22 protein-coding genes are annotated in these 19,888 nt (G+C 57.4%); 11 read left to right on the forward strand and 11 right to left on the reverse strand.

The features are described from left to right. Positions 1 to 24: 24 nt before the first annotated feature. Complete coding sequence (fumC, locus tag K787_RS0106040; RefSeq protein WP_022961897.1) at positions 25 to 1,416, reverse strand: class II fumarate hydratase; 1,392 nt, start codon at positions 1,414 to 1,416, stop codon at positions 25 to 27. A gap of 85 nt (positions 1,417 to 1,501) precedes the next feature. On the opposite strand from fumC, the gene K787_RS0106045 reads away from it, so the two are divergent. The 5 genes from K787_RS0106045 to K787_RS0106065 all read left to right on the forward strand — a co-directional run bounded on the left by K787_RS0106045 (position 1,502) and on the right by K787_RS0106065 (position 4,441). Beyond that, positions 1,502 to 2,038 carry a DUF2059 domain-containing protein gene (locus tag K787_RS0106045; protein WP_022961898.1) on the forward strand — a complete coding sequence of 179 codons (537 nt, stop codon included), beginning with the start codon at positions 1,502 to 1,504 and terminating at the stop codon, positions 2,036 to 2,038. A 62-nt stretch (positions 2,039 to 2,100) separates the two neighbouring features. Continuing rightward, complete coding sequence (locus tag K787_RS0106050) at positions 2,101 to 2,427, forward strand: BolA family protein (RefSeq protein ID WP_022961899.1); 327 nt, start codon at positions 2,101 to 2,103, stop codon at positions 2,425 to 2,427. 83 nt (positions 2,428 to 2,510) lie between these two features. Next, complete coding sequence (gene trhO, locus K787_RS22350) at positions 2,511 to 3,467, forward strand: oxygen-dependent tRNA uridine(34) hydroxylase TrhO (protein WP_022961900.1); 957 nt, start codon at positions 2,511 to 2,513, stop codon at positions 3,465 to 3,467. 12 nt (positions 3,468 to 3,479) lie between these two features. Next, complete coding sequence (locus K787_RS0106060) at positions 3,480 to 4,121, forward strand: DsbA family protein (RefSeq protein ID WP_022961901.1); 642 nt, start codon at positions 3,480 to 3,482, stop codon at positions 4,119 to 4,121. Continuing rightward, entirely contained in the window at positions 4,115 to 4,441 is a 327-nt protein-coding gene (locus tag K787_RS0106065) for a DUF6122 family protein (RefSeq protein ID WP_022961902.1), read from the forward strand. The genes K787_RS0106060 and K787_RS0106065 overlap by 7 nt, the downstream gene beginning before the upstream one ends. Positions 4,442 to 4,498: 57 nt before the next feature. Here K787_RS0106065 and K787_RS0106070 read toward each other — a convergent pair whose 3' ends face one another. Further along, positions 4,499 to 5,086 (reverse strand): UPF0149 family protein, encoded by a 588-nt coding sequence (locus K787_RS0106070; RefSeq protein WP_022961903.1) that lies wholly within the window; start codon positions 5,084 to 5,086, stop codon positions 4,499 to 4,501. Between the two features lie 159 nt (positions 5,087 to 5,245). On the opposite strand from K787_RS0106070, the gene recQ reads away from it, so the two are divergent. Further along, a complete protein-coding gene (gene recQ / locus K787_RS0106075; protein ID WP_022961904.1) occupies positions 5,246 to 7,375 on the forward strand; it encodes a DNA helicase RecQ in 2,130 nt (709 codons plus the stop codon). A gap of 4 nt (positions 7,376 to 7,379) precedes the next feature. Here the strand turns inward: recQ and K787_RS0106080 are convergent, their stop codons facing one another. Then, entirely contained in the window at positions 7,380 to 9,560 is a 2,181-nt protein-coding gene (locus K787_RS0106080; RefSeq protein ID WP_022961905.1) for a patatin-like phospholipase family protein, read from the reverse strand. 186 nt (positions 9,561 to 9,746) lie between these two features. Here K787_RS0106080 and K787_RS0106085 point away from each other — a divergent pair, with 186 nt between their 5' ends. Continuing rightward, a complete protein-coding gene (locus K787_RS0106085) occupies positions 9,747 to 10,559 on the forward strand; it encodes a UDP-2,3-diacylglucosamine diphosphatase (RefSeq protein ID WP_028614662.1) in 813 nt (270 codons plus the stop codon). Here the strand turns inward: K787_RS0106085 and K787_RS0106090 are convergent. The 3 genes from K787_RS0106090 to K787_RS22355 form a co-directional block, all read right to left on the reverse strand. Continuing rightward, positions 10,556 to 11,935 (reverse strand): adenylate/guanylate cyclase domain-containing protein, encoded by a 1,380-nt coding sequence (locus tag K787_RS0106090; protein ID WP_022961907.1) that lies wholly within the window; start codon positions 11,933 to 11,935, stop codon positions 10,556 to 10,558. The two genes, K787_RS0106085 and K787_RS0106090, sit on opposite strands and share 4 nt — an antisense overlap. 200 nt (positions 11,936 to 12,135) lie before the next feature. Further along, a complete protein-coding gene (locus K787_RS0106095) occupies positions 12,136 to 12,735 on the reverse strand; it encodes an HD domain-containing protein (protein WP_022961908.1) in 600 nt (199 codons plus the stop codon). Positions 12,736 to 12,859: 124 nt separating this feature from the next. Further along, positions 12,860 to 13,195 (reverse strand): Mpo1-like protein, encoded by a 336-nt coding sequence (locus tag K787_RS22355; RefSeq protein WP_022961909.1) that lies wholly within the window; start codon positions 13,193 to 13,195, stop codon positions 12,860 to 12,862. A gap of 190 nt (positions 13,196 to 13,385) precedes the next feature. Here K787_RS22355 and K787_RS0106105 point away from each other — a divergent pair, with 190 nt between their 5' ends. Continuing rightward, positions 13,386 to 14,423 carry an AraC family transcriptional regulator gene (locus K787_RS0106105; protein WP_022961910.1) on the forward strand — a complete coding sequence of 346 codons (1,038 nt, stop codon included), beginning with the start codon at positions 13,386 to 13,388 and terminating at the stop codon, positions 14,421 to 14,423. Further along, positions 14,423 to 14,986: a nitroreductase family protein gene (locus K787_RS0106110; protein WP_022961911.1), complete on the forward strand. Its 564-nt coding sequence runs from the start codon at positions 14,423 to 14,425 to the stop codon at positions 14,984 to 14,986. Before K787_RS0106105 ends, K787_RS0106110 begins: the two co-directional genes overlap by 1 nt. Here the strand turns inward: K787_RS0106110 and K787_RS0106115 are convergent. The 5 genes from K787_RS0106115 to K787_RS0106135 form a co-directional block, all read right to left on the reverse strand. Then, a complete protein-coding gene (locus K787_RS0106115) occupies positions 14,965 to 16,284 on the reverse strand; it encodes a sensor histidine kinase (protein ID WP_022961912.1) in 1,320 nt (439 codons plus the stop codon). The genes K787_RS0106110 and K787_RS0106115 overlap by 22 nt on opposite strands. 5 nt (positions 16,285 to 16,289) lie before the next feature. Continuing rightward, complete coding sequence (locus tag K787_RS0106120) at positions 16,290 to 16,643, reverse strand: hypothetical protein (RefSeq protein WP_022961913.1); 354 nt, start codon at positions 16,641 to 16,643, stop codon at positions 16,290 to 16,292. A 125-nt stretch (positions 16,644 to 16,768) separates the two neighbouring features. After that, the gene (locus K787_RS0106125; protein ID WP_028614665.1) at positions 16,769 to 17,458 is read right to left on the reverse strand and encodes a response regulator transcription factor; all 690 of its coding nucleotides are present in this window, start codon (positions 17,456 to 17,458) and stop codon (positions 16,769 to 16,771) included. Next, on the reverse strand, positions 17,446 to 17,871 hold the full coding sequence (locus tag K787_RS0106130; RefSeq protein WP_022961915.1) for an SH3 domain-containing protein: 426 nt from the start codon (positions 17,869 to 17,871) through the stop codon (positions 17,446 to 17,448). Before K787_RS0106130 ends, K787_RS0106125 begins: the two co-directional genes overlap by 13 nt. A gap of 14 nt (positions 17,872 to 17,885) precedes the next feature. Beyond that, positions 17,886 to 18,188, reverse strand: coding sequence for a YciI family protein (locus K787_RS0106135; RefSeq protein WP_022961916.1), 303 nt, complete (start codon positions 18,186 to 18,188; stop codon positions 17,886 to 17,888). A gap of 119 nt (positions 18,189 to 18,307) precedes the next feature. On the opposite strand from K787_RS0106135, the gene K787_RS0106140 reads away from it, so the two are divergent. After that, positions 18,308 to 19,162 (forward strand): PHP domain-containing protein, encoded by an 855-nt coding sequence (locus K787_RS0106140; RefSeq protein WP_022961917.1) that lies wholly within the window; start codon positions 18,308 to 18,310, stop codon positions 19,160 to 19,162. 32 nt (positions 19,163 to 19,194) lie between these two features. Then, positions 19,195 to 19,833, forward strand: a complete 639-nt coding sequence (locus K787_RS0106145; RefSeq protein ID WP_022961918.1) for an L-threonylcarbamoyladenylate synthase — start codon at positions 19,195 to 19,197, stop codon at positions 19,831 to 19,833. The last annotated feature ends 55 nt before the right edge of the window (positions 19,834 to 19,888 follow it).

Below are 19,888 nucleotides of genomic sequence, written 5' to 3' on the forward strand. Positions count from 1 at the left end.
GAGCGGCCGCCTGGCCGCGATGGGCTAGCCTTGCTCGCCCAACATCGCCTCCGGCCGCACCGCCTGGTCAAACTCGGCTTCGTTCAGATAACCCAAGGCCAGCGCCGCCTGTTTCAAGGTGGTGCCTTCCTGGTAAGCCTTCTTGGCGATGTCTGCTGCCTTGTCATAACCGATCACCGGATTCAGTGCCGTCACCAGCATCAGGCTGTTATCCAGATGCTCACGCATGCGCCGGGCATCGGGCTCCATGCCCTCAATACAATGCTCGCGGAAGCTGTTGCAGCCATCGCTCAACAGCCGAATCGACTGCAGCAGCGTATGGATGATCACCGGCTTGAACACATTAAGCTGCAGGTGGCCACTGCTGGCGGCCATGCTCAGTGTGACATCGTTGCCCTGGACCTGGCAGGCGATCATCGACAGCGCTTCGCACTGGGTCGGGTTGACCTTGCCCGGCATGATCGAGCTGCCGGGTTCGTTGGCTGGTAGTCTGACCTCGGCAAAGCCGGCACGCGGGCCGCTGCCGAGTAGGCGCAGGTCATTGGCCAGTTTCATCAGCGTGACTGCCAATTGCTTACAGCTAGCATGCAACTGCACCAGCGGTTCGTGTCCGCTGAGCGCGGCAAACTTGTTCTCGGCGCTGGTAAACGGCTGCCCGGTGAGCTCGGCTATTTCCCGGGCAAAGGCGTCGGCAAAACCGGCCGGGGTGTTCAGCCCGGTGCCCACTGCGGTGCCGCCTTGGGCCAGCGCATGGACGCTGGGCAGGGCCTGTTCCAACGCCTGCAGGCCCATATCCAGCTGGGCGACAAAGGCTGATAATTCCTGGCCAAAGGTGACCGGCGTAGCGTCCATCATGTGCGTGCGCCCGATCTTGATCAGCTTGGCATGTTTCCCTGCCTGTCGGTTCAGCTCGTCACGCAACGCGGTGACTGCCGGGATGAGCCTATTGCGAGCCTGCATAGCGGCGGCGATATGCATCGCGGTAGGAAAGGTGTCATTGGAGCTTTGCGAGCGGTTAACATGGTCGTTCGGATGGACTGGAGATTTGCCGCCAGGCTGACCTCCGGCCAGTTCGTTAGCGCGCCCGGCAATAACCTCGTTGGCGTTCATATTGCTCTGCGTACCGCTGCCGGTTTGCCATACCGACAGCGGAAAATGCCTGTCCAGGCGGCCGTCAATCACCTCGTCGGCGGCCCGCTCGATCAGCTGTGCAGTGTTTGCGTCCAGTTGCTTGAGCTTGAGATTGGTACGCGCGGCGGCCTTCTTGATCAGCCCCAGCGCATGCACGACCGCCAATGGGATGCGTTCTTCGCCTATGGCAAAATGCTGCAGTGAACGCTGGGTCTGCGCACCCCAATAGCGATCAGCGGGGACATCGATATTGCCCATGCTGTCGGATTCGGACCTTGTGCTCATGCTGACTCTCCGCGTTGGTGTATGGTGTCTCTGGCTGTCATTATAGGCCCTTGACCCTTATGACTCATGAAAACGGGAAAAGTCCATGCGAAGAGCGTTTCTGTCAGCTGCCGGCTGGCTATTGAGCTCGACACTGTTTAGCGCACTGCTGGTTATCGCGCCGCTGGTGCAAGCCGATGAGGCGTCCCATCGAGCCAGTGCCGAGCGCTTTCTCAAATTGGCCAATGCCGACGAAATGACCGCGCCGGTGTACCAGCAGGTGGCGCGCATGCTCACTACGCAGTTTTCGCAAATGGGCGGGTCGATGCAGTACGAGTCGATTCTGCGCAAGTATCAGCAGCGTGCGCGCGCCGAGCTGGATGAAGTCCTCGCTTGGGACGTGATGCGCGATGAGTTGATTGATCTTTACCTGCCGCTTTTCAGCGAGCAGGAGTTCGAGCAATTGGCGGATTTCTATGAATCCGCTGTCGGGCGCAAGCTGATGGAGCACTTACCGGATCTGACCCGCGACTCAATGGCGATCAGCCGAGCGCGGGTAGAGGAAAAGGTCGGGCCGCAGGTACAGACGCTGATCGAAGAGATGGGCGCAGAAGTCGAAGAGCAACAAGCCGGCCTGCGCTGAAACATCGTGCCGCGTTACACTGACGGCTTGTGCAGAGAGTAATCTGATTTCGGAGAGATATTATGACTAGCACCACAGCGCCAACCCAAAACGCGCTTCAGCAGGCCCTACAGAGTCTGGCACCTGAGTATCTGGAACTGGTCAACGAGAGCCATATGCACAGCGTGCCGCCGGGCTCGGAGTCGCACTTCAAGGCAGTGGTGGTCAGCCAGCAATTCGTCGGTCTGAATGCGGTCAAGCGTCACCAGGCGGTCTACCGTTCTCTGGGTGATCTGATGGCGAGCATCCATGCGCTGGCGCTGCACACCTATACCCCGGATGAATGGACGGCCCGAGAACAAGCGCCGGCCTCACCCAACTGCCTGGGCGGCGGCAAGGCTGATGCCTGACTTGGACCGCCCGCTCTGCTAGAATGCGCGCCTCAAAGAGTGCGCCCTTTACGGGGGCGATAACTGGTTTGCCGAGGTAATTCATGTCGCAGATTGTTGTAGTGGCGCTGTACAAGTTCGTCACGCTGGAAGATTTCGAAGCTAAACGCCAACCCTTGCTCGATGTACTGACCCGTTCCGGCGTCAAAGGCACCTTGTTGTTGGCGCGCGAGGGTATCAACGGCACCATTGCCGGCCCGCGAGAAGGAATGGATAAGGTGCTCGACTGGCTACGCGACGATCCGCGGCTGAGCGATCTGGATCACAAGGAATCACTGTGTGAGGAGATGCCGTTCTACCGCACCAAGGTCAAGCTGAAGAAAGAGATCGTCACTATTGGTGTTCCGGATGTCAGCCCCAATGAAACCGTCGGCACTTATGTGGAGCCAGGTGACTGGAATGCGCTGATCAGCGATCCGCAAGTGTTGCTGATCGATACCCGCAACGACTACGAGGTGTCGATTGGCACCTTCGAGGGCGCGGTCGATCCCAAAACCAAGAGCTTCCGCGAGTTTCCCGAGTACATCAAAGCCCATTATGATCCGGAGAAGCACAAGAAGGTGGCGATGTTCTGCACCGGCGGTATCCGCTGTGAAAAAGCGTCCAGTTATATGCTGCAACAGGGCTTTGATGAGGTTTTTCACCTCAAGGGCGGCATTCTGAAGTATTTTGAGGAAGTGCCCGCTGAGCAGAGCAAATGGAACGGCGAGTGTTTCGTGTTCGATAACCGCGTCACCGTGCGCCATGATCTGGCGCCGGGCTCATTTGACCAGTGCCATGCCTGCCGGCATCCGATTTCCGCTGAAGAAAAAGCCTCCCCGCAGTATCAGGAGGGCGTCAGTTGCCCGCGTTGCTATGACAGCCTGCCGGAGAAAACCCGGCGCCGGGCTGAAGAGCGGCAGAAGCAGGTGCGCCTAGCAAAGCTGCGCAATCAGCCGCACCCGATCGGTCAGCCACAGGCGACAGCCTCCCCGGGCGGGGCGCCCAACAGCAATTCTTGACGGAGTATGGCCATGACCCAGCGCCTGCTGTATGTAATGGATCCCCTGTGCTCCTGGTGCTGGGGCTTTGCGCCAGTGCTCGATGCGATTCAGGCGGCGCACCCCGACCTGGCTATTCATATGGTCGCAGGTGGATTGCGGCCGGGGCAGCGCGATCCGCTAGATACCGCTAGTCGGGAGGCCCTGGCCGAACACTGGGAGGCGGTTGAGATAGCTTCTGGGCAACCTTTTCTGAACCCTGAGGATCTGCCTGTTGGGTTTGTTTACAACACTGAGCCGCCATGTCGCGCCCTGGTGGTCGGTCGCGAACTGGACGTCACCCGCGTATGGACTCTGGTCAAGGCTATCCAGCACGCGTTTTACGCCCGGGCGCTGGATGTAACTCAGACGGCGCTGCTGGTTGATCTGGCTGAGCAGGCGGGTTACGGCCGGCGGGCATTCAGTGAAAGCTTTGATGCCGAAATCACCCGTGCGGCGATTGCGGCGGATTTTTCCTGGACGCGTGACCTGGGTATTGCTGGTTTTCCCACCTTGCTGGCCCAGCGTGATGGACAATTGGCACTGCTCACCAACGGCTATCAGTCGGTCAGTGAGGTGATGCCGCTGCTCAATCGCTGGCTGGCTGCGGGTGAGGCACGGCAACCGGCATGCTGAGCACTGCGCTACATCTGGCGTTACATGCACTGCTGCCCTTAGCGATGGCCTTGCTGTTTTTTCGCAGCCAGTGGAAAAAGGCTTGGCTGGTCATGATGCTGACCATGCTGGTTGATCTGGATCACTTGGTAGCGGACCCGATCTTTGATCCCGGTCGCTGCTCGATCGGCTTTCATTTTCTGCACAGCTATACCGCCATCGGTGCCTATCTGCTGATGACTCTGTGGCAGCCGCTCAGGCTGGTTGGGTTGGGACTGCTGATCCATATGTTGGTGGATGCCAGTGACTGCTGGCGAATGGCGGGGTTTCCAACGTTCTAGGCAACAAAAAAGGCCGGGGATTCCCCGGCCTTTTTATGTGTGCTGGTACTAACTAACTCAGTGGCGTGACAGCAGCGCTGGCTTGGGCTTGTCTTCGGGGGCGTGAAAGAGCAGGAACAGTTGGGTGAGAATCTCGGGGATGTGCTGCATCATGTCCTCGACCATATCCTCATCCTGAGCAATCTCGGCGAACTCGGGCTGATCATCGAACAGACCTGAACCGACCATGATGGGCAACAACAACTCGCTGACCGTCTCTTCATCCTGGCTGAACCAGTCTTCCTCACGCAGAAAGACACCTTCCAGGAAGCCCACACACCAGCTGCGCAAGTCGGACAGGTCCGGCTCCTCGCCGAGTGTCAGGTCACAGGGTGGCTCCAACTCTTCATCACTGGACAGGTCACGGGCGATCTCGGCTTTGAGTTCACGCAGTGAGCCTTCAATATCCGCTTTCTGAGCTTCATCCTGATAATTGGGTTCTTCAGCAAAGAGTTCGGCGATCCATTCCTCTTCAGGAACGTCGACAGGGCTGATGCACAGCGCGGTGAGATAACCATGGCCGGCAAGATAATCAAGCGCTTCATCGTGCAGGTCATCGGCATCGAGAAACTGCTGCAAGCGCTCGAGTTGGTCGGCAAAGGACATGGGACACCTCATAATCAGAATTGTTAACCATTGTACGCGCACGCCGGTTTTTTTGCCAAAAGCGTAGCGTATTTGTGCGCAGAAACACGGATGCGCAGCGCGGGGCTGTTATAATTCGCCACCAGCAAAAGGCCAGTCCACTTCGATCAAGGGAGACTCATGCGCGAGCAAGCTCTGGAACGACTCAAGGAAATCTTCGGTTATGCCGAGTTCCGTGGTCAGCAAGCGGATATTATCGACGAAGTGGCACAGGGCCGCGATGCTTTGGTATTAATGCCCACAGGCGGCGGCAAGTCATTGTGCTACCAGATCCCCGGTTTGCTGCGTGACGGCCTGACGGTAGTGGTTTCGCCGCTGATTGCACTGATGGACGACCAGGTCGCCACGCTGAATGAACTGGGCCTCAAGGCCGCCGCGCTGAACTCCACCTTGACCGACCAGGCCCAGCGCGAGATTGCCGAGCAGATGCGCACCGGTGATCTGGATTTTCTCTACCTCGCACCGGAGCGGCTGCTTAAACCGCGTACGCTACACTTTCTGCAGAGTCTGAAAATCAGCCTGTTCGCCATTGATGAGGCGCACTGCGTATCGCAGTGGGGGCATGATTTCCGCCCGGAATATCTGCAATTGGGTCAACTCGCCGAGCTGTTTCCCGATGTGCCGCGTATGGCCCTGACGGCCACCGCCGATGAGCGTACCCAGGGCGACATCACCCAGCGTCTGAAACTGGAAGCCGCGCGCTGTTTTATTTCCGGTTTTGATCGGCCGAATATCTTTTATCGTATTGTGCCCAAGGACAAGCCCCGGCAACAGTTACTGAGTTTGCTGGCCCGGCACAAGGGCAACGCCGGTATCGTTTATTGCCTGTCACGCAAGAAGGTGGATGAAACCGCTGCCTGGTTGAGCGGCCAGGGTTGGCCGGCGCTGCCGTATCACGCTGGCTTGCCCTCGGAACTGCGGGCCACGCACCAGAAGCGCTTTCTCAACGAAGAAGGCCTGATCATGGTCGCGACCATTGCCTTTGGTATGGGCATCGACAAATCCAATGTGCGTTTTGTCGCGCATATGGATTTGCCGAAAAGTGTCGAAGCCTATTATCAGGAGACTGGTCGAGGTGGGCGTGACGGGCTGCCAGCCGATGCCTGGATGGCTTACGGGCTGCAGGACGTATTGATGCTTAACCAGATCATGGCCAACTCCGAAGGCGATGAGCGGCACAAACGTATCGAGCGGCATAAGCTCGATGCGATGCTCGGCCTCTGTGAAATCACTACCTGCCGGCGACAGATGTTGCTCGACTATTTTGGCGAAACCATGCCCGAGCCCTGTGGCCACTGTGATAACTGCCTGGAGCCGGCAGCCACCTGGGATGGCAGCGAGGCTGCGCGCATGGCGTTGTCTTCGGCCTACCGAAGCGGCCAACGTTATGGTGTGGGGCATTTGATCGATATTCTGCTTGGCCGGGATAACGAAAAAATTCGCAGCGCGGGTCATCAGCACCTGTCCACCTATGGGATTGGCAAGCAGCTTTCCGAACAGGAATGGCGCTCGGTATTTCGCCAACTGATTGCTCGTGGCCTGGCTGAAATTGATCTGGACGGGTATGGCAGTCTGCGCCTGTCGGACAGTTGCCGACCGCTGCTGCGGGGGGAGGAAACGCTGGCCCTGCGCAAGGATGTCAGCCGCTCATCTGCGATACCCACGCGCTCGGAAAAAGCCGTGGTCGCCGACGCCGACAAGCCGTTATGGGAGGCGCTGCGTGCCTTGCGCAAGCAACTTGCCGAGTCGCATGGAGTGCCGCCCTATGTCATTTTTCCTGATTCCACCTTGGTTGATATGCTGCGTCAGCGCCCAGGCAATTTGCAGGATATGGGTTTGGTCAGTGGTATTGGTGCGCACAAGCTGGAACGCTACGGCGCCGATTTCTTGCAGGTCATGCTGGGGGAGACGGGTGCGGTTCGGGACGCGCCACTGGATGTCGCCCAGGAAGCTCAGGCGCTGGCAATGGCCGGCATGGGGGCTGAACAGATTGCTCGGCATCTGAGTCTGCCGGTCAAACAGGTTTATATGCAGTTGGCTCAGGCCGTGGGGCTGGGCAAGCTGCCGTTGAACCGGGCGATAGACTTGCCGCCTGGCCAACTGGAACGTATTCAGGATGCTTTCTTGAATCTGGCAGAGGAAGATCTGCCAGGGGTGCGCACGTTGGCCAAGGAACTTGACGAGCCAGTGGAGGAGGGCATCCTCCACTGCATACGTGCTGCCCTGGTTCACGAAATTTCCGGGGCCTGAAACCTTAGAAGGTTTGCCCCAGCTTCATATACAGCGCTCGCTCACCTTCCTGGTTGGCGCCCAGACCAAAGAACAGCGGGCCAAGGAAGGTATCCAGGCCAAGCAAAAGACTGCCGGCGGTGATATAGCCGGTATCGAAGCTGTTGTCTTCCTTGTTGTAAACCCGGCCATATTCAAAGCTGGTGCCCAGATAAACCGGAATACCGACTGGCACGTAGTTGCCGGGGTTTAACCGACGGTAATACACCACCCGTCCCAGGTTATAGTTCTGGCCAGCCAACCCGTTCTGACGGAAGCCAGAGAACTGACCAGGTCCGCCAAGCAGGAAACTACTCTGCGCCACACCCACGCCGCCGTCGGTGCGGCCAAGGAAGCCACCCACCTGGAAGCTGTTGGCACCGCTGGAAAAAGCTTTATTGGCGCGCAGTTCGAACTGTTCGTAACGCTCGTCCGCGCCCAAATCGGGCTCGGACTGACGCCAGACCAGTCGTGCCTCGTCACCCGTACGCGGGAAGTTCACGTTGTCCAGCGTATCGCGGTCTACCTGCAGGGTATAGAACGCTTCCTCGAAACTGAATGACGGCAACTGCGGATCACCTACGCGGACCCTTGATTCGCCCTTGTAACGTGACAGGCCAAAACGGACTTCACCGTTATTGGCAATCTGGCGGCCCAGGTTGAAACCGGTACCGTAACGGGTTTGTCGGTAATCGACGATCGGGTCGTTGTCGACGATGACTTCTACGTTGCGCGATTCGGCATCGATAAAGGGCGCGACGAAGTAGCGCGAGCCAAAATCCAGCGGTTGATAGAACTCGCTGTAAAGCACCTGATTTTCACCTAGCTGTAGCCGCGTCAACCACTCTGCACCGAGCGGGTTGACACCGTTAACGCGGAAGCTGGCACCAATATTGAACTGACTGCCGCCCTTGAAATCATCCACCAGGTTCAAACCCAGGCGTAAATAGTCAGTACCGGTTTCGCGGCCGCTGGTGCGCACCAGTAGGGTATTGGACTCCTCACCGTGGACAATTTCGTAGTTTACTCGACTGAAGTAGTCGGTACCGTAAATGGTGCCCATGTCCTCTTCAAGGCGCGCCAGGTTGAGTGGCTCGCCCAAGGGTTGGCGCAGAATGCTGCGCACTACTTTGTCAGACACCTTGCCACTGTTCTCAATCTCTATCGCATGAATAACCGGCTGGCGGAGTGGTCGCGTACGGGCCAGATTGCCGCCGGGTTCCGTACGCAAGAAGCGATCGGAAAATGTCTTGGCCTGCGGTGACTCACTGAGGCTGGCAGCGCCAGCGAGGACGGCCATGGCCGTTTGGTCAAAACTGCTGAAGCCCATCGAGCCGAGTTCCGGTTGCAGTAACAGGTCGTCAGGGCCCAGGGTGTCGAGCTGTTCCTGGGTGTTGGTGCGTGTCAGCAAGCTGGTGGTCTGATCCATGATGTCGATGATAGACGCCAGTTGCTCAGCCGATTTCAGCGGTGTGCCGCTGTCCACCACGATAACGCGATCCACGCCCATGCTACGGGCGATATCTACCGGGACGTTCTTCACCAATACACCGTCGACCAGCATGCGACCATCCACATTGACCGGGGCAAAGAAGCCGGGTAGGGCGATGCTGGCACGGATTGCCAGGGGCAGATGACCATGGTCGAAAACCACCGCTTCGCCGGTGGCAATATCGGTGGCCACAGCGCGGAACGGAATGGGCAGTTGGTCAAAATTGTCTATGTCGTTGGTATGCACCAATAGCGCTTCCAGGGCCAACCCCAGATTCTGACCCTGCAGTAAACCGAGTGGAAGACTTAACCGGCCACGATCAAAGCTCAGGCGTTGTTTGACCAGAAAATCGCGATCATCCTGCTTACGGCGAAAGGGGATATCTTCGCGTAGCGGGTTATCACTCAAAATGTTCTGCCAGTCCAGTTCCAGTGCGATGTTTTCTATTTCATCCGCACTGTAGCCCGCGGCATAGAGACCGCCGATCACCGCACCCATGCTGGTGCCGGCAATCGCATGAATGGGGATATTCATTTCTTCCAATTGCTTGAGTACCCCGATGTGCGCCAACCCCCGGGCGCCTCCGCCCGACAGCACCAAACCGGTGCGCAGTTCTTCAGCGTGGGCATAGGGTAGGAGGGTAACAAGCAGGAGCAAAAAAAGGCGTTTGAACATGGTGGCGGCTCGGCTACGCAAAGATGATCGGAGTCTGTTCGATATTGTATACGAGCCGGCGCCGGAATAATGATCCCCTCCTTGAGTTTCACTCCCTAACTGGGTGTCACGTTACTGTCATCGGAGTGTCACGCGAGCGTCAGGCGTCACCTCTATGGTGAAGGCAGTATCCAAGGAGATGCGATGATGACCAAGTCTGAAACTCATTTGCCGGGTAATAAGCAACGAGTACGTACGTTGTGGATTTCCGATGTTCATCTGGGCACGCGCGGCTGCCAGGCCGACAAGCTGACGGATTTTCTCAAGGAATACGAGTGCGATCACCTGTATTTGGTCGGGGATATCATTGACGGCTGGCGCTTACGCAAAAACATGTACTGGCCCCAAGCCCATTCCAATGTGGTGCGTCGCGTATTGACGATGAGCAAACGAGGCACACAGGTTACTTATGTCACCGGCAACCACGATGAGTTTTTGCGCCGCTATGCCAATCTTGAATTAGGCAATATCCGATTGGTCGATGAAGCCGAGCATCAGGCCCTGGATGGTCGTCGCTTTTTAGTCATTCACGGTGATCAGTTCGATGTCATCACCCGCTGCCATCGCTGGCTGGCGTTCCTCGGTGATCATGCCTATGAGTTCAGCCTGACCCTCAATCGCTGGCTCAATCACTGGCGCGCCCGTTACGGCTATGGCTACTGGTCGCTGTCTTCGTATCTCAAGCACAAGGTCAAGAAAGCGGTCAGTTTTATCAGTGATTTCGAGGACGCAGTGGCGCACGAGTGCGTAAAGCGCGACTACCAGGGTGTTGTTTGCGGGCATATTCATCATGCGGAAATACGCCAGGTCAACGGCATTACCTATCACAACTGTGGTGATTGGGTAGAGTCCTGCACGGCATTGATCGAACATCTTGATGGACGCATCGAACTCTATACCTGGACCGATGCACTCGCCAGCGTGTTGCCAGCGAGGCCGGCTGCTGCCGCTGTGGTCTAAATGATGACTTTGTCGCGCAACTTGCGGGCTGCCAATTCGAGTGACTTGATAATCTCGTCCTTGTCGTAATTACGGATGCCGTTGGTATCCAGATACATGGAAAACCCCGGCTTTTCATGCTCGACAAAGGTCGGGGCGGCGCCCAGATCACGGCGTAGCCCGACCACCTGGTAAATCTGTACTGGGCGAGTAAAACCTTTGACTGACACCTGCCCCTTGTCGCGGCACATGACCAGGTCCTTGACCAGTGAGAACGTTTCGTGGGGAATCAGAATCTCCCCCGGATCGGCAGCGCTTTCCAGGCGGCTTGCCAGGTTCACTTCGCGACCGATAATGGTGTAGTCCATGCGGGTATTGGCGCCAAAATTGCCTACCGTGCAGTAGCCGGTACTCAAGCCCATACGAATTTCCAGCGGACGGGTAATACCTTTGCTGCGCCACTGCTGGCGCAATACCTTCATGTGTTTGCGCATGGCTATAGCCATCGCCACGGCAGCCTGGGCATCCTGCTTGGCGCCCTGGCTGACCGGGTCACCGAAAAAGATCATTACGCAGTCGCCAATAAACTTGTCAATAGTGCCGCCGTATTGCAATGCGATACGCGACATTTCATCCAGATAATTGTTCAGCAGGTCGGTCAGGGCTTCGGCTTCCATTTCTTCGGCAAGCTCGGTAAACCCCCGGATATCAGAAAAAAACACGGTGAGTTTCTTGCGCTTGGTCTCCAATTGAACGCTTTGCTCGCCGGAGAAGATGGATTCCCAGACCTGCGGTGACAAGTACTTCGACAGATTAGTGGCCAGCCGCGCGGTTTTTTCCTGCTCGGCGCGGATCACTTTTTGTGCCTGTTCCAAGGTGCGGCCCTGGCGATAGACAAAGGCGGCCATGATCAGCATGAAAGCGCCGCCACTGACTAGGGCGCTGATGGCTACCAGTGTTGAGCTGGCAAGCACGATCTGGGGTGTTAGCAGGGCAGCAGACAGAATCAGCCCTAATAGGGCCAATAACCAGGCGGTCAGCATGAAGACGGGACCACCGATAATGATGCTGGCGAAGCTGATCAATAACACGAACACAATGCTGGCTACGGCGTTGAATTGGCACAGAGTAATAAACAGGCCGGTATGCAATCCGTCAAGCGCCAGCAGGCCCAGCCGGCTGTGCCGCGGGAGGAGGTTCTCCAGGCGTGATACACCGATACGAATAAGGTGCGGGTAGATCAACGCGTAACCTATGACGCCGACATACAGTAGGCTGATGCCGTTTTCCATGGCCAGAGCAGTGAAGGTGATGGCCACGCACAGGTAAGCTAGAACCCTGGAGTGGTAGCCCTCCAGGGGTGGTTTGACCGGCTTTACACGGTTGTTAAACTTCATGGTCAGTCGTTCCCTGGCCTAGTGGCTGGCCACAGCTGATCTGCCTTGGAAAACCGATACTGGTGATGTTTCTGGCTTGCCAGCGGATCAGCCGAGCGAGTACTGGCTGATCATAAACTGCATCAACACTCAGGGAAACCGAAAACACGGGGATTTTACCCCGCGAACAGATGCCCGGCCGGGGAGGCCGGGGTTGAGCCTCAGGCTTCGATGACGGCTGTGTAGATCGATTGCTTGGGTCGGGCAAAGACCCGGCGCAACATTGGCTCGAAGAACGACAGCGGCTCGGCTTCATAGTCTGGATCAAAGGCTGTCGCGTCATATAGAGCACAGAACTCAGCGGTACGCTGGTACAGGGGATGATCCTTGAACTGGTCGCGTAAATGCCGATCCATACCCAGGTGATGGAAAAAATAGTATCCCTGGAACACACCATGCTTCTCGACCATCCACAGATTTTCCGGCGAGACGAATGGCTTGAGAATGGCTGCGGCGATATCCGGGTGATTGAAAGAGCCCAGTGTGTCGCCAATATCATGCAGCAGCGCACAGACTACATATTCTTCATCTTGACCGTCGCGGTGCGCGCGAGTGGCGGTTTGCAGGGAGTGCTGCAGGCGGTCAATCGGAAACCCGCCGTAATCGCCATCTAGCAATTTGAGATGGGTTAAAATCCGCTCAGGCAAGCCGTGAGAAAACTCCTTGAAATGGCTGGAGATGGCAGCCCAGTCTTCAGGGGTGCCTTCCTGCATGGCGCGGAATGTGGCTTGTTGCTGACCCACTTTTTGTGGCTGGCCCATGGCTTGGCTCTCCTCTTATTCAGGCGTGTCAGAAATCTTAACCGGCTACCAGGCTGCTGACTGTCGCACGGCTGACAATCGCTGCAGCGCTGCGGAGCGGCATGGCGACCGTTAAGCTCGACGGCTAAAAGCGGATTCGCCCGGTCAGCGCGTCCTTGAGCATGACCCAGTCACCCATGAAGCTGTACAGTGGGTACTGAAAAGTGGCAGGTTTGTTCTTTTCGAAAAAGAAGTGGCCGACCCAGGCAAAGCCATAACCCGCCACCGGCAGCGCCAACAGCCACCACCCGCTCTGGGTTAGCAGTACCACCGCTAGAATACCGAGCACCAATAGGCTGCCGATATAGTGGAGCCGCCGACTGGTATCATTGATGTGTTCGCTAAGGTAATAGGGGTAGAACTCGGCGAATGAATGAAAGGCCGGGGTGGGGGGCTGGGTAGCGGCATCCTGCAGGGTCATGATGTTTCTCCCGTAACTGGGTTATTATCTGATCAGTATTACCTAATAATAGAGTAGCCAGGGACGTTGCGCCTACCTATGGCCGGCTGTGCCAAAGGCATAGCTTTTCCCGGCTGACCGCCGGGCGACCTTGAGCGTTATCGACTATTAATAAAGCGCAATGCTCCTTTGACTGCGCCCAGAGAGGTCTATGTCTTACCCCGAACGCACTACCTCATCTAGCTGGGCGACGGCTATTGTCCAGGCTCTGGAGCTTGAAGGCCTGCGCGGTACAGAATTGTTCGCCGATTTGGGGCTGGACTATTCGCTGTTATCCGATCCCGATGCCCGCTTTCCCCAGGATCAGATGACTCGGCTTTGGCAGCGGGCGGTCAGCCTTTCGGGTGATCCGGCGATAGGTCTGGGTATGGGCAAGGTGATACGTCCGGCCAATTTCAACGTGGTTGGTTTTTCGTTGTTGTCGAGTAAAACGCTCAAGGACAGCCTTGCTCGACTGGTGCGCTATCAGCGCATCATTGGTGAAGCGTCGGATATGGCGCTGGTGCAGGCACCGGACAGCTACGTGCTGGAGCTGCAGATCCACGGCGACAGCCTGCCTGCGCCAACCCAGAGCCACGATGCCGCTCTAGCCTATCTGCTGGCTTTTTTCCGCTGGATGACCGGGGAGCGCATCAACCCGCAATGTGTCGAGTTCGCTTACCCACAACCCGCTGATGTAGCGCGGTATGAAGCCTTGTTTGAGTGCCCGCTGTTATTTTCCCGGCCGCACTACAGCATAGCGTTCTCTCGCCAGGTAATGGAGGCGCCGCTGGCCACGGGAAACGAGAGCTTGGCACAGTTGCATGACCAGTTTGCCGGAGAATATCTGGCGCGTTTTGAGCAAACACGGGTCACACATCAGGCGCGTCAGGTGCTCTGTCGTTTATTGCCGCAGGGCGAGCCAAAACGTCAGGCGGTCGCCAGTGCACTGCGTATGAGTACCCGCACCCTGCAGCGGCGGTTACAGGAAGAGAACACCAGTTTTCAGCAACTGCTTGACGAAACGCGGCGTGAACTTGCCATGCAGTTCCTGCGTCAGAAACGCATGACCCTGTTGGAAATCGCCTATCTGCTTGGTTTTGCTGACCCGAGTAATTTCTTCCGGGCCTTTAAACGCTGGTTCGGTATACCGCCCGGTCAGTATCGCGAGCAGCTCCTGGCTGCGCAGTCGGTAACCGAGGAAAGTTGATGGATGCGCTGCAAGCGTTGCATAGCCGCGTGTCGGTGCCTCGGCTGATCGGCCCAGCACCTACACCAGACCAACAGCAAGCCCTGTTCAAAGCTGCTTTACGGGCGCCGGATCATGCATGGTTGCGACCTTGGCGCTTTCTGGTCGTTCAAGGCGCCGCGCTTGGCGCGTTGGGCAGGATTTTTCGCCGGGCCGCTCTCGCTGATGCGCCCGATATTGCCGAAGAGGCACTGGTGCGCTTTGAGCAATTACCATTGCGCGCGCCGATGATTATTGTCGCTATCAGCTGCCATCGCGTGCATGAAAAAGTGCCCCGCATTGAGCAGGATTTATCTTGCGCCGCAGCCGTTAGCAATATGCTGGTGGCAGCCCATGCCATGGGGCTCGGTGCCGTATGGCGTACAGGCTCGCTGGCCTATCATGAAGTGGTGCGGCAAGGCTTGGGGCTGACGGAGGATGAGCAATTGATTGCTTTTTTGTACCTTGGGCAGCCGGCCGGCAGCGTCAAAACACTGCCGGAGCTGGCGACTCAGGATTTTTTTCAGAACTGGCCAGGTAATTGAATCAGGGCTTTTAGACCCCCCATATCACTGCGGCTGAATGTCAGGCTGCCGCCATGCATGGCGATGGCGCGCTTGGCAATTGCCAGTCCCAATCCATGGCCGCTGTCGCCTGCCTGGCCAGGCAGGCGCAGAAAGGGTTCGCCCAAACGCAATAGCCACTGTTCGTCTACCCCGGGACCCTGATCTTCCACACTGATTAAGCACTGATTGCGTCTGGTAGCGAGGCTGATGCGGATCAGGCCATCCGGGGGGGAGAAGCGCAGGGCGTTGCGCAGCAGGTTATCCAGAGCGCTGCGCAACTGCTCAGGCCAGCCTTCCAATGTTGCCTGAGTACTGCCCTGCAGGACCAATTGTTGATTGTCAGCGATGAACTGATTGTCTTCAATAACGTCGGCTACCAACCGATCAAGCTCGAAGCGGCATGCGGGGTGGTCCTGAACATCCTGCCGGCTCAAAGTCAAAATATCTTCGATAAGCAGATCCAGGCGAGTGCATTCACGGTCCAGCCGCAGCCACAGCGGGTCTTCGATGGCGATGGCCTGTTTACTGCCTAATGCCAGACCGACGCGCAGCCGGGCCAGAGGTGAGCGCAGCTCATGGGAAATGTCGCGCATCAGTTGCCGTTGACTGTCGAGCAGATCCTGGACGCGTTGCGCCATGTGCACGAAGTGCCGAGAGAGGTCGCCGATTTCATCTCGCCGATGCCCAATGAGCTCGAGCTTTTCAGGCTCGAAACGGCCTTGGGCCAGGGCTTGCGCGGCGATGCCGAGCTGCCGTAACGGGCTGGTCAGATAGCGGCTGAGCACCAGGCTTAGCAAGCCTAGTAAGGCCATGGCCATGACTATATTCAGAATCAGGGCGACGGGTGTGCGCCGCCAGTTGAACAGTTCGTCGCGGGGTACGAACAGGCTCAGATGATAGTCGCCGCTGGCGGTCAGCCAGTCCAATTGAAAAAGGCGGCCATGCCAGATATCTCTGGATTCCATTTCGGAGGGTGCAGCGTTTTGAAATAGGGGTCTGCGTGGCAGTGTACCTGGGAGTAGGTCGCGGCCTTCGGTGTCATATAGCTGGGCGCGCAAACGATGCTCTTTGCGCTGATTTTCCAGCCAGTACTGCGCACCAGCCGGTCCTTCGGTTTCGTACCGGTTGACCAGTTGTTCAGCAAAATCCTTGAGTTGGGGGTGAAATTGCAGCAGAAGCCAGTCCTGCTGCAATGCCCTGCTAACCAGAAAGCCCGAGCCACCGACCAGCAGTGTGGCCAGCCAAAGTATGGCGAAGACTTTCCAGAATAGCCGCATGGTGTTTAGTTGCTACCTTTAACTTTGTCGCCATGCTTCTTCTTGCCGTCTTTCCAGCGCTCAGCCATTTTTTCACGCTTCTCTTCGCGCATTTTGGTCAATTTGGCTTGCTGTTCTGCGTTTAGAACCGCGTTGACTTCAGTTTTGTGCTGTTCGCGCAGTGCGCGGTATTGCTCACCGTGTTTCTCGTGGATAGCCTTGAGCTGAGTTTGCTGCTCGCTATTTAGATCCAGCGTCTCGGTCATGTGTTGCATGTATTTCTCGTGACGATCGCCAGCCTTGCCGTGCTGGTCGGCTAACAGGGCGCCGGAAAAGCCAGTGGCAATTACCATTACGGTAGCGAGTAAGGTCTTTTTCATGGGTAACTCCTGATTCATGACTGACCTGAGTATCAGGCCGTTGATGAAGAGTTTAGGGATTGTCACGTCAGTTGGGGCTGGTAGATGGTAAAGGCTGTGTAAAGTCACGTCAGTTGCCAATTCGCTCAACTGCTATAGAGATAACCGCGCCCGCGTAGCGCTTGGATGCGGCTGCGACCGTCTGGGTGAGGACCCAGCTTACGGCGCAGGTTACTCAGGTGCATGTCCAGGCTGCGGTCATAAGGGCCAAGAGCTTTGCCGAGTGCTTGCCGGGAAAGACCCTGGCGCTCGACCAATTGCCCGGCCTTTTCGAGAAGAGCGCGGAGGATCATCGCCTCGCTCTGGGTCAGCGGGAGCAGCTCATCACCGCGCCAGGCCATCAGGCTATCCATGTCAAGGCGTATGTCACCTACCTGCAAGCTGTTGCCGGCAGATTGGCCTTGGCTGCGGCGCAGCAGAGCGCGGAGCCGGGCGACCAGCTCGCGCGGATCGCAGGGTTTGGCCAGGTAATCATCGGCACCCAGTTCGAGGCCAAGAATGCGGTCGATGGGTTCGCCACGTGCACTGAGCATCAGCAGCGGAGTATTGCAGTTCTGCCTCAGGTTGCGCAGTACATCCAGGCCGTTCATTCCGGGCAGCATCACGTCCAGGATAATGACCTGAAACTGTCCACTTAACGCCGCTTCCAAGCCGCTGGTGCCGTCGTGGGCACAAGTCAGTTGAAAGCCTTCAGCGGCCAGCCAGTCGACCAGCAGTGCGCACAGCTCCTGGTCGTCATCTATGATCAGAATCGCATTGTCAGTCAATTGAGCCACTCATTGCGCTTGCTTCGCCGGCCCATGCTGGCCAGCAAAAAGCCAACAATCAGGCTTGCCAATACGGTGCCGCCACCGACCATGAACCATTCCTGACGCTGAGCCTCAAGAAGTGCGCTGGCTTCAACATTGCTCTGCGCTTGGCGGTCGAGTAGCTCGCGGTTTTTTTGCTTTAGCTTTTCCAGTAACTCGTTGTCCGTGCCTTGCGCAAGCTGTTCGGCCAGACGCTGGCGCTCAGCCTCGACCTGCGCCAGCTCCATCTGCAGGGTTCCTATGTCAGTGCCGAGATCAGTGCTAGCGGCGTTAGTATCCTGGCTGGCTGGCGTTCCAGCTGCAGACGGCTGCTGGGCAAGGGCCAAACTGGGGCCGCTCAGGCAAGCCAGCAGCGCAAGAAGTACGATCGGTCTGGACATTCAGGGCTCCTGACTTAGGCGGGGAAAACGCGCTTGAACGGCTTGATGGCGACGTCAGCATAAACGCCCGCAGCAACGTAAGGATCAGCATCAGCCCATTCCTGTGCATCGGCAAGGGAGGCGAACTCGGCGACTATCAGGCTGCCGGTAAAGCCCGCCGCGCCGGGGTCGGCGGACTCTATTGCTGGATGAGGTCCGGCAAGCACCAGCCTGCCTGAACTTTGCAGGGCGTTCAATCGCTCGACGTGGGCAGGGCGAGCGGCGAGGCGTGCCTCCAGTGAGTTGGCTACATCAGTGGCCATGATTACAAATAGCATGTGGGGGGTCCTTGTTTGTTTCAAAGTGAGTGCAATAACAGTAACTTATGCCATTGCACTAGGTGTTGTCAGCGTCCGGGCGGCATAATAGTAAAAATTCTTTGCCAGTGGTGCCCGTTTTGATAGCTGATCTGCACATGCACAGTACCGCATCGGATGGTTCGCTCGATCCGCAGGAACTCATGCAGCGGGCGGCCGCCGCAGGTGTGGAGCTGATTGCGCTGACCGATCATGACTGTCTGGACGGTCTGGTGACGGCTGCGCAAACGGCGCAGGCGTTGGGGATGCATTGGGTCAGTGGTGTCGAGCTGTCGGCCCAGTGGCAAGGGCATACCATCCATATATTGGGGTACGGCTTTGATCCGTCTTCGCCCGATCTGCTCAGCGCCATCAAGGCGGTGAAACAGGGTCGTTGGCAGCGCGCCGAACAGATTGACAAACGGCTGGAAGCCAAGAAAATGCCTGGGGCTTTGGCCGGCGCCATGGCTGTGCAGGCGGCTGCGGGAAGCGACATTGGTAGTCCGCCAGCGCGCCCGCACTTTGCTGACTGGATGGTCCAGCAGGGGCATGTACGCGATCGCGCTGAGGCTTTTCGCAAATGGCTGGGTTCTGGCAAATTGGGCGATATCAAACAGCATTGGCCGGAGCTGTCCGTCGCCGTGGCGCAGATTCGTGCAGCCGGTGGCATGGCGGTCATGGCGCATCCCTGGCATTACGGTTTTACCCGTGCACGGGTAAGGCGCTTGTTGAAAGATTTTGCTCTGGCTGGCGGTCGCGGCATTGAAGTGGTGAACGGACAGCAGCCGGTGGAGCAGGTCGCTTATTTGGGTAAGGTATGCTTGGAGATGGGTTTTCTTGCCAGTTGCGGTAGCGATTTCCATCATCCTGACTCACCGTGGATGGCGCTGGGAAAAATGACCGCCCTGCCGCCGGATTGTCTACCAGTGTGGAATGACCCCCTGTTTAGTCGTTAAACTGCAGCCACGACAACACCAGAGAGACCAGCGTGAGCCAATATTTTCATATCCACCCGGACAACCCCCAGGCGCGTCTGATACGTCAAGCGGTCGAGATCATCCGTCAGGGTGGGGTGATTGCCTACCCCACCGACTCGGCCTATGCGTTGGGTTGTCATCTGGGCGACAAGGATGCACTGGAGCGTATTCGCCGCTTGCGCCAGTTGGATGACAAGCACAACTTCACCTTGGTCTGCCGCGATCTTTCCGAGCTGGGCGTCTATGCCAAGGTGGATAACCCTACCTTCCGGCTGCTCAAGGCTAATACACCGGGCCCTTACACTTTTATCCTGCATGCCACCACTGAAGTGCCTCGGCGGCTGTTGCATCCCAAGCGCCGCACTATCGGGTTACGCATACCCCAGCACGCGATCACCCTGGCGCTGCTGGAAGCATTGGGTGAACCTCTGATGAGCGTGACCTTGATGATGCCCGAGGACAAACTGCCGATCACCGATCCCGAGATGATTCGCGACCGCATCGGCAAGCAGTTGGATCTGATCATTGACGGCGGCGCCTGTAATATCGAACCGACTACGGTAGTTAGTCTGCTGGATGACCAGCCGGAAGTGCAGCGTCTCGGATTGGGCGATCCTGGCCCCTTCGGTGGCAGCCGCAGCGGGGATTGATCGGGCGGGAGTCTTTGACCAAAGCATGCGTATAATGCGCGCATTCATATTATCC

The organism is Halopseudomonas pelagia CL-AP6 (assembly GCF_000410875.1).
In the GTDB taxonomy this organism is placed as follows: Bacteria; Pseudomonadota; Gammaproteobacteria; order Pseudomonadales; family Pseudomonadaceae; genus Halopseudomonas; species Halopseudomonas pelagia.